Raw genomic sequence first — 15,448 nt, 5'->3', positions numbered from 1 at the left:
TTTGAATAGTTTAATGCGAGGTCATGTTAAAAAATATATTATGTTTCCAACAACATCTTTAATCAAAAATTTCCCTTATAATTTTAACATTATTATGCAAGAATTCTCCGGCTTAAAGAAGCAGGAGAGGTTAAATCAAAAGTGTTGGATAATGCAGTATATCCCTACTTGACATGGTAATTTGTCCTACACTTTTTCTTCTATGTTTATATAAAAATTAGTATTAACAGATATATTAAATTTGTTAAAATTAAAATACCTGTCGGCGGAGCAAATGTTAATATTAAATTTGGTCAAAAAAATAATATTAAATTAGATATAATCAATAGCTATTTTTTTGGTTAATTCTAGAATATATTCAGTAAATTTCTGTTTCTTGTCAGTATTTTTTATTTCCTTGCTGTCACTGTCATCCACTGCAGGAATCTGTCTGAAATAGACACGTTATTATAGTTATCATCAACTATCTTTTCACTGTCGTTTGATTTGATGATTTCCTTTTTGTTTTTTCCATCTCTTAAATAGACTGTAATTTGATCATAGTCATTGTTTCGCAGAAAAGATGTGATTTCATTATCGTCATACATTTCCATATCGATAAAGTGCTTCCAGAATCTCATGAAATTATTTGAACCATTTGTTTCTGTTCCAATTAAAAATATTCCTCCCGGTTTCAGGACTCTTTTTACTTCTCCAAAGCATTTTTCAATATCTGGCCAGAAATAAACAGTTTCAAAGGCAGTTACTATATCAAATGTATCATCTTCAAATGGCAAGTTTTTTACATTACTATTCATGATTTCAACTTTTCCTTCATTGATTAATTTTTTATTAACTTCTTTTGATAATTTCACACTTTCTTCACTATAATCAATACCATAGACTTTTTTAGCATTTTTAGCCATTCGTTTTATGTTTATTCCGCCTCCGCAACCAACATCTAGTATAATATCATCGGAGTTGATATTCAAATGCTTCAATCCCCATAGTGAAACGGGGGTGTGTTCTTTGTTCATTGATTTTAGTTGAATGTTACCTAGTTTTCCTTGAGGTTTACGCATGTTGTCAAAAAATCCCATTAAATCACCATATTCTGTTAATTTTCTTTGAGTAGTTCATAAATTCATTTCCTATATCTTCAGCAATTCTTCTGTATTTTTCATCATTAATGTTAAAAATGCTCAAACAATGGTGAGATAATTAATAATATATTTCTATATATTACTATTATCCCACTCATTATTTACAAAAAGGTTGAATAATTGGATAATTATTGTATCAATAAATTTCAGTTGTAACCAAATTTTCATATTTCTGATTATTTTGAGTTAATCATTGCAAACAACCAAAAAACAATACCAATATTAATCAATAGGATTCCAAGGATAACTAAAAAGATGTTTATTTTATTTTTATATGGGCAGGTATTATTTTCAAGGAGTTAATACTAATGCAAATAATGTTATAAATGCAATGGAGGAAATTAAATAGAATCCTACGCCAAATATCGGTAAATGTTTTTTAGCTATAATATTAATTATTATTTTTACATTATATAAATTTTTAGGTATGCCTAAATAAAATAATTTAAATCATATATTGAAATGTTTTATAGCAGTAAGAATATAATTTAAAATATGAATGAAAGTCTCTACAGATTATTTGATGATGTTTTTGTCACAGATTTTTCCATATCTGGGGATGATTATAAAAAAATCATCGATTTGGGGGATTATGGTAAATTTGAAACGTATTCATTATTCCCAGGCATTGTTCTGGCATTTATAGATATTAACCTACAAAATCATGAGGAAGTGTATGTCGAAGAAAAGCTTTCCTCAAGGTTGCTTCAAATAAATCATTGTCTCGATGGCAGGTATGCATATGGTGTAGGTGATGATAGAATAATCTATTTTGGAAAGGGTGATTTATGCATTAGCATCTATGAGTTGACTAAAACCTTGTCTGATTTTCCTTTAGGTTTTTATAATGGTTTAGAGATTTTTATAGATGTTGATGTAGCTAATGAGTATATTAATCAAATCATTCCAAATTTTGATTTGGTAGAGTTTTATGAAGATTTAAAAAAGTTTCAAGGGTATGTCCTGCTTCGTTCAAATGATAAAATAGATCATGTCATCGGTGAATTGTATAATGTTGATAATAGAATTAAATTGTCTTATTATAAATTAAAGTGTATTGAACTATTGCTGTTCTTCTCAATAACTGATTTTGTTCATCATGAAAATATTTCTATTACCAAACAACAAGTTAGAATTGTTGAAGATGTTAGAAAGGAGTTAATAAAAGATTTGGAAAGTAAAATTACTATTGATGATCTTGCAATACGTCATAATATCAGTAAAACAACTTTAAAAACTTGTTTTAAAAAAGTTTATGGAAAGCCTATTTTCAAATGGAGGAAGGAATATAAATTGGAATATGCATGTAGATTAATTGAAGATAATCATTACACTATTTCTGAAATTTCAAAAAAGGTAGGTTATTCTTCACCTTCAAAATTTACTCAGGCTTTTAAAGATTATGTTGGATGCACTCCCTCTGAGTATAAAAAATAAATTTTGTCCTTTTGGTATATTTATTGTCTTTTTAGTTCAAAAATATTTATATATCAATTTAAATAATATTTTATACTGAATACTGGTTTATCTAGTTACTTTTAATTAAAATACATTGTAACTATTTTTAATTGTTTTTTTAGGATATTATTAATCTTTTGTCCTTTTAGCACAATTTTAAATTTTTAGGTAAACCTAAATTATATTTTAAGGCGATATTAATGTCAAAAACTCAAAATAAAAATAAATTTATTAGGTTATTAAATTATTCAGGTAACTATAAATATTTAACAATTTTAGGCATGTTTTTATCAGCTTTAAGTGCAATTTGTTTATTAGTTCCGTTTATTTATATATGGGACGTGGTCAATGCCCTATTAGCAGTTGCCCCTGATTTTACAAAAGCTCAAAACTTGGATGTTTATGCGATTAATGCATTTACTTTTGCGGTATTGGGGATAATTTTAAACTTTTTTGGTTTAATGGGCACTCACTTATCTGCATTTAAAAATGAAAAGAACATGAAAGATGCTGCTATAAATCATTTACTCAGACTACCTTTAGGTTATTTTTCAAACCATACAAGTGGTGGTCTTAGAAAGGTAATTGATTATAGTACTACAAAGACAGAGACATTTCTGGCTCATCAATTGTTTGATTTGACTGGAGCTATTGTAACTCCAATTGTATTTTTAATATTGTTATTCAGTTTTGATTGGCTTTTAGGATTAATCTGTTTAATTCCAATTATATTATGTTTTGTATTCATGTATCCTATGTTTTCAAAAGAATCTCAAAACATCATGGAAGAATATCAGAAATATCTTGAAGAAATGAATGGTGAAGCAGTAGAATATGTAAGAGGAATTCCGGTTACAAAGGCATTTCAGCAAAGTGTTTATTCATTTAAAAATTTTATCAATGCTATTAAGAAATATGGAAAATTTTCAGCCGAATACTCACTTTCAACTCAGCTTCCAATGACAGCTTTTACTGTATCAATCAATGGATTTTTTGCATTATTAATTCCTGCGGGGATATTGCTTGCAGGTTCACTTGTAGATGTAAAATTCTTTGCAAACTTTATGTTTTATATTATTTTCACTCCAATTTGTGCGGTGATGATGAATAAAATAATGACAGTTTCCCAAGATTGGATGTTGGCAAGTTATGCTTTAGATGGTATCGAAGCCATTCTAAATGAAAAACCATTAGTTGAAACAAGCAATCCTCAAAAACCTAAAAATCATTCAATAGAGTTTGAAGGTGTTTACTTTGATTATGAAGCGACTGAGAGTGATGAACATATTTTAAATAATGTCAATTTGAAAATTAATGAAAATGACTCTGTTGCATTAGTTGGCCCATCAGGAGGCGGTAAAACCACAATTGCATCATTAATTCCAAGATTTTGGGATGTTAATCAAGGCTCAATTAAAGTGGGGGATGTTGATGTTAGAGACATCTCAACAAAAGAATTAATGAAAAATATTTCATTTGTATTCCAGAATACAACTTTATTCAAAGATTCAATTTATAATAATGTTGCAATTGGTCGAAAAGGAGCATCAAGAGAAGATGTTAAAAAAGCATTGAGTTTAGCCCAATGTGATGATATTATTGATGAGCTTCCAGATGGGATAGATACAGTAATTGGAAGTGAAGGAACATATCTTTCTGGAGGCCAGCAGCAAAGAATCGCACTTGCAAGAGCAATTCTTAAGGATGCTCCAATCATTATTTTAGATGAAGCAACTGCACTGGCTGATCCAGAAAATGAATATATGATTCAAAAAGCTATTTCACAAATCACTAAAGACAAAACCGTAATTATGATTGCACATAGGCTGTCCACAGTTAAAAATGTGGATAAAATCTTTGTGGTTGAAAATGGAAGAATTGTTGAAGAGGGCAATCATGATAGTCTGGTTGATGGTGAAGGCCTGTACTCTAGAATGTGGGATGAATTTAACCGTTCTATTCAATGGAAAGTTAAAAGTGAGGGGATATAATGTTATCTGAGTTTTTTTCTAAACGATTCGGACTTACAAAAGCAGGTTCCGATAATTTGATTAAAGGAATCATTTATACTGCGCTTGTGGACATATCATTAATGTTTCCTGTCGGATTATATGCTCTGCTTATCTACATGTGGGTAGAGCCGTTGACAGGTGGTGAAATAATCGATCCGAATCTTGGAATGTTTATCGTGTTGATATTGATTGTTTTAGGAATTATTTTTGCATTCGCATGGAAACAATATCATTTCGTATTCAATACAACATATGTTGAAAGTGAAAACAGAAGAATTAATCTTGGTGAGAATTTACGAAAACTACCTTTATCCTTTTTTGAAAACAGGGACTTGGCTGACTTAACTGCAACAATTATGAATGACTGCACTGATTTGGAGCATGTATTCTCACATGCAGTTCCACAATTGTTAGGTTCAATTGTTTCTTTATGTATTGTTTCAATTGGAATGTTTATATTTGAATGGAGATTAGCTATTGCACTTTTATGGGTGGCTCCTGTTGCATTTATAATATTATTTATTTCCAAAAGACTTATTTATACGGGTGGAGATATTGTAATGGCTGATTTACTTAATTGTGGGGATGCTATGCAAGAATGTATTGAATCAATTAGGGATTTGAAATCTTACAATTATGAAGATGAGTATTTTGGAAAAATCAGCAGTTTAACTTCAACAATTGAAAAATCAAGGATTAAAGCAGAGTTAATGTCAGCAGCAGGGGTTATAATAGGAAAAGTTGTATTAAACTTAGGAATCGTTTCTGTTATTCTTTTAGGTTCATATTTGATAGTAAATTCACAAATATCAATTTTTACCCTTTTGATATTCTTGATAGCCTCTGCAACAGTTTATTCCCCTCTGGAAAACGGGCTAATGTTTTTGGCTGAAATATTCATGATGGATAATAAAATTACTAGGTCTAAAGAAATTGAAAGTCAGGTTGTTGAAGGTGGATTAGCTGATTACTCAATAGAAAGTTATGATGTTGAATTTGAAAATGTCAATTTCAATTACGATGATTTAAAAGATGTCTTGACCGACATTTCATTTACCGCAAAGCAGGGTGAAGTTACAGCTCTTGTCGGACCATCAGGTGGTGGTAAAAGTACTGTGTCTAAACTTGCTGCAAGATTTTGGGATCCAGTTTCAGGCACTGTATCTCTTGGGGGTCAAGATTTATCAAAATTGGATTCAGAAAAACTTTTAGAAAACTTTTCAATTGTTTTTCAAGATGTGATTTTATTTAATAATTCAATTTTAGAAAATATTCGTGTTGGAAGAAAAGATGCGACTGATGAAGAGGTGATTGAGGCTGCACGTCTTGCAGAATGCGAAGAATTTGTCTTAAAACTTCCAAATGGATATGATACCATAATAGGTGAAAATGGTGACCTTTTATCTGGTGGTCAAAGACAGAGAATCTCAATTGCAAGAGCCTTGCTTAAAAATGCAAATGTGATTTTATTGGATGAAGCAACCTCGTTTTTGGATGTTGAAAATGAATCTAAAATCCAAAAAGCACTCTCCGAGTTGATTAAAAATAAAACAGTCATCATTATCGCTCACAGAATGAGAACAATAGCCAATGCTGATAAAATTGTAGTTTTAGATGATGGTAAAATTGCAGAGCAAGGAAAACCTGAAGAACTAATGGTGAATAATGGATTGTTTAAAAAGATGGTTGATTTACAAAACTTAAGTGGAGAATGGCAAATATAAATTCTTCACGATTATTTTCATTAATATAATATAAAATAGGAGGTCATATTATGAGTGAAATGATAAATGTAAAAGATTTAATCACTGTAGGTATTTTTGCGGTGATTTTGACAGTTTTAATATTTCTTTTTGGAATGTTGGGATACATTCCTATATTGATGATTGGATTGCCAATCATTGCGGCATTGATTGCTGGAATTCCATATATGTTGTTTTTAACTAGAGTTGATAAATTTGGAATGGTAACATTATTGGGATTAATTTTGGGAATTGTAATGTTTTTAAGCGGTCACACTTGGATTCCAATTGTAGTTTACACTATTTGTGGATTAATCGCAGACATAGTTTTAAAAATGGGAAACTACACATCTATTAAAAATTCAATTGTTAGCTATGGTTTTTTCTCATTAGGTGTATTTGGTAATATGTTGCCATTTTACATTTTAAGAGATTATTTTGTCGAATCAATTCGTGCATCCATGGGAACTGATTATGTAAATGTAATTTTACCATTTTTAACAAATGAAATGTTAATTGTGTTAATAATAGTAACATTCATTGTAGGTTTAATAGGAGCATATATTGGAAAAATTGTTTTGAAAAAACATTTCAAAAAGGCAGGAATTGCTTAAGTGATATTATGGGATTAAAACTAAATTTTAATTTAGATCCAAGGACTAAAATTATAATTCTGGTTCTGATAAGTTTCATGGTTTTTAATGAAGTACCTTTATATATTAGTGGAATTTTAGTTTTAGTTCCATTTATTTGTTTATTCTTTTCAAATCGTATTAAACTTGCTTTAAGTTATATTTTAATATATATTTTTGCAAAATATATTCAGATTTATCTTCTTCCAACAGCAACAGGGATAATCGCGATATTTCTGATAATGTTTAGTTATACCGCCACTAGAATGTTACCCATTTTAATGATGGGATATTATACAATTCAAACAACAAAGGTAAGTGAATTTATAGCTTCAATGGAAAAAAGCAACATCCCAAAAGAGATTACTATTCCGCTTTCAGTTATTTTCAGATATATTCCATCAGTTTATGAGGAAATTAAATCAATAACTGATGCGATGAAAATGAGGGGTTTCGGTTTGAATGCTAAATCATTGAAAAATCCATTAAAATTAATAGAATTTTATATGATTCCGATTTTAGTCAATGCCATTAAAACGGCAGATGAGCTATCTGCAGCTTCCCTAACAAGAGGTTTAAGCAATCCTATAAGTAGAACTCATTTTGTAGAAGTTAAATTGAATAAAATAGATTATGTTTTATTAGTTATTTCATTTATGGGTTTAGGGATTTATGCATATTATTTTTTAGGAGGTGTTTTATTTGCTTAAAATTGAGGATATTTCATTTTCATATGATAACAATGAAACTAATTATAATTTAGCAGATATTAATCAAAATATTAAAGAAGGTGAAGTCATTCTACTTTGTGGAGAATCAGGTTGTGGAAAAACAACTTTAACACGTATTATTAATGGACTTATTCCTAACTTCTTTAATGGAACAAAACAAGGAAATGTGTATTTGAAGGATAATTTAATAAATGAAATTCCCATTTATGAAATATCAAAATATGTAGGTTCTGTTTTTCAAAATCCAAAAACCCAATTTTTCAATGTTGATACAACCGGGGAAATAGTTTTTGGATGTGAAAATCTTGCAATGGATGTTGATGAAATAAAAAGTAGATTGGATCATGTCGTAAAGGATTTTAAAATACAACCTCTTCTTGATAAAAATATTTTCAAATTATCTGGCGGTGAAAAGCAGAAAATTGCATGTGCATCAGTATCTGCAGTTTTTCCGGATTTATTCGTCTTAGATGAACCTTCTTCAAATTTGGATGCTCAATCTAGTTGGGATTTGGAAGATATTATTAAAAATTGGAAACAATCTGGAAAAACAGTAATTATTGCGGAACATAAACTGTTCTTCTTAAATAATGTTGTAGACCGAGTTTTATTTCTTGAAAATGGGCGAATTACTGAAAAATGGTCTATTGATGAGTTTAAATCTATAAATCATAGAGATTATGGTTTAAGACAAATAAATTTGGAAAATTTATATGTTAATCATGATGGGTATTATTCAAATAATCAAGATTTAATGGAACTTAGAAATTTTAATTTTAAATACGGTAAAAAGCAAGTATTAGATATTGATGGGGTTAAAATCCCAAAAAATGAGATTATTGCCATCATTGGAAAAAATGGGGCTGGAAAATCTACTTTTGCGAATTGTTTATGTGGTCTTAAAAGGTCTTGTAAAGGGGAGATTATTTGGGGTGATGTTCATTTAAAAAGAAAGGACTTGCTTAAAAAGACTTATATGGTGATGCAAGATGTTAATCACCAATTATTCACTGAAAGCGTACTTGATGAAGTATTGTTAAGTATGGGTGAGGAAAATATTAGTCGTGCTGAGGAAATATTAACAAACTTAAATTTAATTCATCTAAAAGAAGCACATCCTATGGCATTGTCTGGTGGTGAAAAGCAAAGAGTTGCTATTGCATCAGCCATTGCATCGGGTAAAGAAATTTTGATTTTTGATGAACCGACAAGCGGGCTTGATTTGAAGAATATGATGAAAGTTAGTGAGAATTTAATTTATCTTCAAAAATTAGGCATTACTTCATTTATTATCACACACGATTTTGAACTAATTATGGATGTGTGTTCCCATGTTCTACATATGGAAGATGGAAAAATTATTGATAATTATAAAATAAATGAAGATAAATTAAAAAATTTTTTCTTAAAAAATTGATTTAAGATTTAATCTTTAGTTATATCTGAGTAAATTAAACTGGTTGTTAATAGATTTCATTTCAACCATTAGATATTCATAATTAACTATTGTTTCTTCTTTCATGCCATTAAATTTATTAAAGCTAAAAATTTTATATAATTATAACTACATTTTTTTTAATAATCAAATATTATATTGGTGTATAAATGGAAAGAAGATTAAATGTTCCAATTAAAGATGAAAACTTAAAAGAACTTGAAGCAGGAGATGTGGTTTACCTAACTGGAAATATATTGACTGCTAGAGACCAGGCACATAAAAGACTTCTTGAACAAGGAGCTCCATTAGATATTCGGGGTGCAGTTTTGTTCCATGCTGGACCAATCATATCTCAAAATGAAGATGGCTATAAAATGGTTGCAATTGGGCCTACAACTTCAATGAGGATGAATCCATATCAAAGTAATGTTTTAGACATGGGACCAAAAATTGTTATTGGAAAAGGCGGCATGGATGATAATGTTCGTGAATCTTTGGTTAGAAATGAAGCTATTTATGTTGTAGCTACAGGAGGCTGTGCTGCATTATATGTTGATGCTGTTGAGGAAATTGAAAGTGTTGACTGGTTAGACTTAGGAATGCCTGAAGCAATGTGGAATTTAAAAGTAAAAGATTTTGGTCCACTTATTGTTGCAATGGACAGTCACGGAAATAGTCTATATGACTGATTTTAAAATCAAAAGCTAATGCTTATATATTATTTCATTATATAGTATATTTTAATTTATATGAAATTTTAATAATATTTTTGGAAGTGTAATTATGGCTGATATTAATGAAGCTGCAGAAAAAAAATTGAAATCTAGAATTAGGAAAATTAAAAAATGCAATAAAGATGATGCTGAAAGGGAAAAGTTTTTTAATCAATTAGGTACTTCTTTTACTATTTTCTTCCCAAACAGAAATCCTGATAAACTTACTGACGGTTTAAATTTATACACTGATCCTGAAGGTAAAGTTCTTTTTGCAGATTACTTTTATCAAATACCTGAAGAAGACCAGGATACTACTGTAGAAGTTTCTGTAAAAGACTTAAAAGCAGTTATCGAGTCACTTGAACAGTTTAAATTCCAATTAGATGAATGATTAAATGGTTATAAATAATTCTTTAGAAGAAGTTAAAAAAAGAGAAAATGCCCTTTCAATTATTAAAAATATAATTGAGACTAAAGGCAGGTCATCATTATTTGATTTAACTGGATTGTCTGGAGGATTTATCGCTTCTCCTTCTGAAATTAGTCTTTTAGAGACTTATGTCGGACCGGCTATTTTTGAAGATGAACTGCAAAAGGTTGGAAAAGAGCATATGGGTGGAGAAAAGATTCTTCCATTAAACAGAACTTCTTCAGGAATATTGGCTACAATTTTAACTCTTGTTAGTAAAAATTCAAATGTTGTACACTATCTTGCACAATTGCCAGCACATCCATCAATTCCAAGAAGCTGTAAATTGGTAGGTGCCAATTATTCGGAAACTGATAATTTTGAAGAGTTTTCAATACCTAAAAATACTTCTTTGGTCATTGTAACAGGTTCAACTATGGACCATAAGGTAATTGATGAAGAGGAATTCAGAAAAGTTATTGAAATGGCTCATGAAAAGAATATTCCTGTCATGGTTGATGATGCGTCTGGAGCAAGACTCAGAACTGTTGTCTTTAATCAGCCTAAAGCATGTGATTTGGGTGCTGATATTGCTATAACCAGCACTGATAAATTAATGCCAGGTCCAAGAGGAGGACTTATGGCTGGCAGGAAAGATTTAATCGATGAAATTAAAGTTAAAGTCCACCAATTTGGTCTTGAAGCTCAGCCGCCTGCTGTTCTTGCAATGTTGAATGGTATTAAAAATTTCGATGAAACAAATTTATTGAATAGCTTTTCTAGAAAAGATGAGTTATTTGAATTGTTAAATGCAAAATATGATAATTTTCAAACTACTCCTACAGGAGTCATGATTTCTCCTGAAGGTTTAGCAAATGAAATAACTGCTGAACATAATTTATCTGAAAATGATTTGGCATTTGTTTTTTCATTTATATTATTAAGAGATTATGGGATAATTACAATTCCTGCTGTTTCAATGCCTGGTGCATCTGCTACAATAAGATTTGATTTATCTACAAATGATGCATTTGGTTTGGATTTAAAAGATTTATGTAAAAAAATAGAATCTTCAATTAATAAACTACAAGAAGTAGTTATTAATGAAGATGAATGCAGGGAGATTGTATTTAGTTTTTGATAATACATTCTCCGGAAATTACTTTTTCTAAGGTTCCGTCAATTTTTTCAACAATTAGAGCTCCTTCTTTACCAATTCCTACGACATAAGCATCGTAGTATGTGTTGAAGGGTTCTCTAACTTCAACAATTTTTCCAATAGTATATGAACGTTTTCTCCATTCTTTTAGGATAGTTTCATATTCTTTATCTTGGAAAAGTTCAATAATTTTCTCAAGTTCTTCTAAGAATATGCTAATTAATAGATTTTCATCGCCATCTCTGTTAAGTTCTTCTTTAAGTGTTGTAGTGCCTGATTGTAATTCTTCAGGGAATTGAGATACATCTAAGTTGGCATCTATACCTACACCAACAATGATGTTTTCTATAGTATTAAATTTAGCAACGGCTTCTGTTAGGATTCCGCAAGCTTTTTTACCATTTATCATTATGTCGTTCGGCCATTTGATTTCAGGATTAGGAATGCCTACTCTTTCAAATGTTTTTGCTACTGCAACCCCAGTGGCTAATGTAATTAATGGCAATCTGGAATGGTCAACACTAGGGTTTAGGATAACTGATAACCAGATTCCACCTAATGGTGATTCCCAGGATTTGCCGGATCTTCCTCTTGCGTTTGTTTGTTTTTCGGAGATTACGACGGTTCCATTTTCGACATTATTCATTGATAAAAATTTAGCAACAGTATTTGTTGAACTGACTTCATTGTAAATGAATAGGTTTTTACCAATGAATTTGGTATTTAGATTTTTTGAAATTTCAGATGCCTTAATATATGTAGTTTCTTCTTTTCCAAGTTCTTTGACTACATTGGAAAAATCATCAATATTAATATTTTTAATTTCACTTATTGTTTCTTCAGAAAGTTTATTTTCTTTTTTTAATAAGTTAATAATTTCGTCTTTCATTAATTAATCTCCAATTTATTTTTGCATTTGCTGGCTTTTAATAGCATTTTGGTAAGATCCAACAGCAGCTGAAATTGCAGCTATCTTTTTACCCGGCATAAATGTGGATTTTAATTTATTCACATATTCTGCATCTTCTTCGATTACATTAATCATTTCCATATCTATACCTTTTTTGTGCTGGTCAATGAAGTGTGTATTCAAATCTCCAGATAGGAAGTTTGGATTTCTTAAAATAGCTTTATGGAATGGAATTGTAGTTTTTACACCTAAAATGACATATTCTCTTAATGCTCTTTTCATTCTATTAATTGCGTCATTCCTGCTTCTTCCATATGTGATTAGTTTGGAAATCATGGAATCATAAAATGTAGGAATAGTATAATTCATGTAAACTCCACTATCTAAACGCACACCAGGGCCTCCTGGAGACCGGTATCCTGTAATTTTTCCAGGATTTGGTGCAAAGTCATTTAAAGGATCTTCAGCATTAATACGGCATTCAATCGCATGGCCTGATACTTTAATGTCTTCTTGCTGGTAGCTTAATTCATCTCCTGCAGCAATTTTGATTTGTTCCTTAATTAAATCAGTGTTAGTTACAAGTTCTGTGATTGGATGTTCTACTTGTATACGTGTGTTCATTTCAAGGAAATAATAGTTGCCATTATCATACAGGAATTCAACAGTACCTGCACTGGTATATCCGATATACTCTGCAGCTTTAACAGCGCTTCCTCCCATTTCTTCCCTTAACTCTTCGGTCATAATAGGGGAAGGAGCTTCTTCAAGAAGTTTTTGATGTCTTCTTTGAATGGAACATTCCCTGTCTGCAACGTGAATTACATTTCCATGTTCATCTGCTAGCAGTTGGAATTCAATGTGACGTGGCTGTTCAAGATATTTTTCAATAAATACAGTAGAATCACCGAAGTTTGTTGCTGCCACGGATTGTGTAGATTCAATAGCACGTACAAGTTCTTCTTCCTCATAAACTGCACGCATACCAATTCCTCCACCTCCTGCGGATGCTTTAACTATTACAGGATATCCTATTGATTTAGCTATTTCTTTTGCTTCTTCAATATCACTAACACCTTCAGGTGTACCTTCAATTACTGGAACTCCTGCTTTTTTCATGAGAGCTTTTGAAGTAATTTTATCTCCCATCTGATTAATTACTTTTCCAGAAGGTCCAATAAGTTTAATTCCATTTTTTTCACATTCTTCTCCAAATTTTGGATTTTCTGCTAGAAATCCGTAACCTGGGTGTATGGCATCCGCTCCTGATTCAAGAGCAATACCTATGATTTTCTCTATATTCAAATATGATTGGGCCGGTGAAGGATTTCCTAACGGGTAATTTTCATCAGCATATTTTGTATATAGGGAAGTTTTATCTGCATCAGAATAAATAGCCACGCTTTCAATGTCAAGTTCACGACATGCTCGCATAACTCTTATTGCGATTTCTCCTCTATTTGCAATTAATACTTTTTCAAACATGTGAAACCTCATAAGTAATTTTTTTATAATATATTATATTATATATTAGATAATTATTAAATATATTGATAATATGATTAGAATTACTCGCAAAAAACATTTGGAAATGCAACTTCAGTCAATACCATCCCACCCAAAACCGAAGATTGGACTTGAACAGTATTCTACTCCTTCAGTTATAGCTGCCGATTTAATTTGGAATGCGGATTCTTTAGGTGATATTGAAAATAGGAATGTTTTAGATTTGGGTTGCGGAACTGGAATTTTTACTATTGGATCTGCATTAATGGGTGCAAATATGACATGTGGTGTGGATGTTGATGTCGATTCAATTAATTTGGCAATGGAGTATTGCGATAAATCAAATGTTGATAATGTAGAGTTTATATTAAGTGATATTAATGAATTTAATGAGTGCTTTGATGTAGATACTATAATTCAGAATCCTCCTTTCGGATCTCAAAGGAAAGCAAAAGGCGGTGAAGATTTAAATTTTGTCAAAAAGGCATGCAGTCTCAAACCGGATGTTTTATATTCTTTTCATATGGCTTCAACTGAAGAATTTTTAATTAATTTTTACGAAGAAAATAATTTAAAAATTACTCATATATTCAGATATAAGTTTCCAATTCCAAAGATTTATGATTTTCACACAAAAGAAAATCAAAATGTTGATGTAATTGTAATTAGAGCGTTAATTAATTTTTAATTTTTCTAAAAATCCTATTTTTTTTAGTTATTCCTATTGAAAAACAATACATTTATATACTCCTTGTCATATATTTAATATTAATATATTCTCTGAGTATAAAAAAGTTGGTAGCATAAAAAGAGCTACAGATATTATAATTGATATAATATTTTGTAAATGTGTAAGTCTATTTAGTGATAGCTATATAAATGTAGGGTAATCTTTATATACTTTAGTTTACATAATGTAAGGTAATGTATAAAGATGAGCTATCTATATTTATTCCAAATTCATTTCTTTCTGAGTCTAAAGATCTCAAAATTCGTACTTATAAAGTTGGAATTTTAGGAAGAGCTTTAGCTATTTTTCAAGCAGATAACGTGATTATTTACAATGATGATCATGATAAAAATGAAGATGGAGATCTTGATGGAGATTTTATTGCTGAAGTTCTGGATTATATGAATACTCCTCAATACTTGAGGAAAAAAGCGTTTCCTATAAAACCTGAATTGAAGCATGTTGGAATTCTTCCACCGCTTAGGACTCCTCATCACCCTGTTGATAATCAACCTGACGTCGGTGATTATAGGCAAGGTTTCACTGTTAAGAGAAATAAGAAAGGAACTTATGTTGATATAGGTATGGATAAACTTGCATTCTGTAAAGAGCAACTTACAGTTAAAAGAATTTTTGACTTTAAGATAACTAAAATTGCTAAGAAAGAAGTAATAGTCACACCTGATAAACCAGATGACGTTTACTGGGGATATAAAGTAATATCCTCTAATAAGAGTCTTAAAAATAGCTTAAAATTAATTAAACCTGATCTTGTTGTTGAAACTACAAGATATGGAGATTATATTGATTCTATTTTTGATGAATTAAAACATAAAGTAGATGAATGTAAAAGTATTGCTATT

14 protein-coding genes are annotated in these 15,448 nt (G+C 30.3%); 11 read left to right on the top strand and 3 right to left on the bottom strand.

Annotation, left to right across the window (positions count from 1 at the left end):
• Positions 1-389 precede the first annotated feature (389 nt).
• On the bottom strand, positions 390-1,079 hold the full coding sequence (locus IJI80_RS05410) for a class I SAM-dependent methyltransferase (RefSeq protein ID WP_292788302.1): 690 nt from the start codon (positions 1,077-1,079) through the stop codon (positions 390-392).
• A 735-nt stretch (positions 1,080-1,814) separates the two neighbouring features.
• On the opposite strand from IJI80_RS05410, the gene IJI80_RS05405 reads away from it, so the two are divergent.
• The 9 genes from IJI80_RS05405 to IJI80_RS05365 all read left to right on the top strand — a co-directional run bounded on the left by IJI80_RS05405 (position 1,815) and on the right by IJI80_RS05365 (position 11,421).
• On the top strand, positions 1,815-2,579 hold the full coding sequence (locus tag IJI80_RS05405) for an AraC family transcriptional regulator (protein WP_292788300.1): 765 nt from the start codon (positions 1,815-1,817) through the stop codon (positions 2,577-2,579).
• A gap of 221 nt (positions 2,580-2,800) precedes the next feature.
• Positions 2,801-4,591 carry an ABC transporter ATP-binding protein gene (locus IJI80_RS05400; RefSeq protein ID WP_292788299.1) on the top strand — a complete coding sequence of 597 codons (1,791 nt, stop codon included), beginning with the start codon at positions 2,801-2,803 and terminating at the stop codon, positions 4,589-4,591.
• Entirely contained in the window at positions 4,591-6,336 is a 1,746-nt protein-coding gene (locus IJI80_RS05395; RefSeq protein ID WP_292788297.1) for an ABC transporter ATP-binding protein, read from the top strand. The genes IJI80_RS05400 and IJI80_RS05395 overlap by 1 nt, the downstream gene beginning before the upstream one ends.
• A gap of 50 nt (positions 6,337-6,386) precedes the next feature.
• Positions 6,387-6,968 carry an MptD family putative ECF transporter S component gene (locus IJI80_RS05390; protein WP_292788295.1) on the top strand — a complete coding sequence of 194 codons (582 nt, stop codon included), beginning with the start codon at positions 6,387-6,389 and terminating at the stop codon, positions 6,966-6,968.
• 8 nt (positions 6,969-6,976) lie between these two features.
• Entirely contained in the window at positions 6,977-7,696 is a 720-nt protein-coding gene (locus IJI80_RS05385; protein ID WP_292788293.1) for an energy-coupling factor transporter transmembrane component T, read from the top strand.
• Positions 7,689-9,134 carry an energy-coupling factor ABC transporter ATP-binding protein gene (locus tag IJI80_RS05380; protein ID WP_342765167.1) on the top strand — a complete coding sequence of 482 codons (1,446 nt, stop codon included), beginning with the start codon at positions 7,689-7,691 and terminating at the stop codon, positions 9,132-9,134. Before IJI80_RS05385 ends, IJI80_RS05380 begins: the two co-directional genes overlap by 8 nt.
• 188 nt (positions 9,135-9,322) lie before the next feature.
• Positions 9,323-9,844: a FumA C-terminus/TtdB family hydratase beta subunit gene (locus IJI80_RS05375; protein WP_292788289.1), complete on the top strand. Its 522-nt coding sequence runs from the start codon at positions 9,323-9,325 to the stop codon at positions 9,842-9,844.
• A gap of 94 nt (positions 9,845-9,938) precedes the next feature.
• Complete coding sequence (locus IJI80_RS05370) at positions 9,939-10,262, top strand: hypothetical protein (RefSeq protein WP_292788287.1); 324 nt, start codon at positions 9,939-9,941, stop codon at positions 10,260-10,262.
• A gap of 4 nt (positions 10,263-10,266) precedes the next feature.
• A complete protein-coding gene (locus tag IJI80_RS05365) occupies positions 10,267-11,421 on the top strand; it encodes a TIGR03576 family pyridoxal phosphate-dependent enzyme (protein ID WP_292788285.1) in 1,155 nt (384 codons plus the stop codon).
• Here IJI80_RS05365 and IJI80_RS05360 read toward each other — a convergent pair.
• Positions 11,411-12,328, bottom strand: a complete 918-nt coding sequence (locus IJI80_RS05360; protein ID WP_292788283.1) for a biotin--[acetyl-CoA-carboxylase] ligase — start codon at positions 12,326-12,328, stop codon at positions 11,411-11,413. The two genes, IJI80_RS05365 and IJI80_RS05360, sit on opposite strands and share 11 nt — an antisense overlap.
• A gap of 15 nt (positions 12,329-12,343) precedes the next feature.
• On the bottom strand, positions 12,344-13,834 hold the full coding sequence (locus IJI80_RS05355; protein WP_292788281.1) for an acetyl-CoA carboxylase biotin carboxylase subunit: 1,491 nt from the start codon (positions 13,832-13,834) through the stop codon (positions 12,344-12,346).
• Positions 13,835-13,907: 73 nt separating this feature from the next.
• Here IJI80_RS05355 and IJI80_RS05350 point away from each other — a divergent pair, with 73 nt between their 5' ends.
• Positions 13,908-14,543 carry an METTL5 family protein gene (locus tag IJI80_RS05350; RefSeq protein WP_292788279.1) on the top strand — a complete coding sequence of 212 codons (636 nt, stop codon included), beginning with the start codon at positions 13,908-13,910 and terminating at the stop codon, positions 14,541-14,543.
• A 236-nt stretch (positions 14,544-14,779) separates the two neighbouring features.
• The coding region (locus IJI80_RS05345; protein WP_292788277.1) for a putative RNA uridine N3 methyltransferase at positions 14,780-15,448 on the top strand (669 nt) is incomplete at its 3' end.

The organism is Methanobrevibacter sp., from assembly GCF_017432245.1.
GTDB lineage: Archaea > Methanobacteriota > Methanobacteria > Methanobacteriales > Methanobacteriaceae > Methanobrevibacter.
The sequence above is the reverse complement of the archived record's forward strand: the minus strand, read 5'-3'. Positions and strand labels throughout refer to the sequence as shown.

Excerpts from the sequence above, each read along its gene's own strand:
- IJI80_RS05360 (WP_292788283.1), bottom strand. The coding sequence starts at position 12,328 with ATGAAAGACGAAATTATTAACTTATTAAAAAAAGAAAATAAACTTTCT.
- IJI80_RS05375 (WP_292788289.1), top strand. The coding sequence starts at position 9,323 with ATGGAAAGAAGATTAAATGTTCCAATTAAAGATGAAAACTTAAAAGAA.
- IJI80_RS05395 (WP_292788297.1), top strand. The coding sequence starts at position 4,591 with ATGTTATCTGAGTTTTTTTCTAAACGATTCGGACTTACAAAAGCAGGT.
- IJI80_RS05400 (WP_292788299.1), top strand. The coding sequence starts at position 2,801 with ATGTCAAAAACTCAAAATAAAAATAAATTTATTAGGTTATTAAATTAT.
- IJI80_RS05355 (WP_292788281.1), bottom strand. The coding sequence starts at position 13,834 with ATGTTTGAAAAAGTATTAATTGCAAATAGAGGAGAAATCGCAATAAGA.
- IJI80_RS05370 (WP_292788287.1), top strand. The coding sequence starts at position 9,939 with ATGGCTGATATTAATGAAGCTGCAGAAAAAAAATTGAAATCTAGAATT.
- IJI80_RS05365 (WP_292788285.1), top strand. The coding sequence starts at position 10,267 with ATGGTTATAAATAATTCTTTAGAAGAAGTTAAAAAAAGAGAAAATGCC.
- IJI80_RS05385 (WP_292788293.1), top strand. The coding sequence starts at position 6,977 with ATGGGATTAAAACTAAATTTTAATTTAGATCCAAGGACTAAAATTATA.
- IJI80_RS05350 (WP_292788279.1), top strand. The coding sequence starts at position 13,908 with ATGATTAGAATTACTCGCAAAAAACATTTGGAAATGCAACTTCAGTCA.
- IJI80_RS05390 (WP_292788295.1), top strand. The coding sequence starts at position 6,387 with ATGAGTGAAATGATAAATGTAAAAGATTTAATCACTGTAGGTATTTTT.
- IJI80_RS05410 (WP_292788302.1), bottom strand. The coding sequence starts at position 1,079 with ATGGGATTTTTTGACAACATGCGTAAACCTCAAGGAAAACTAGGTAAC.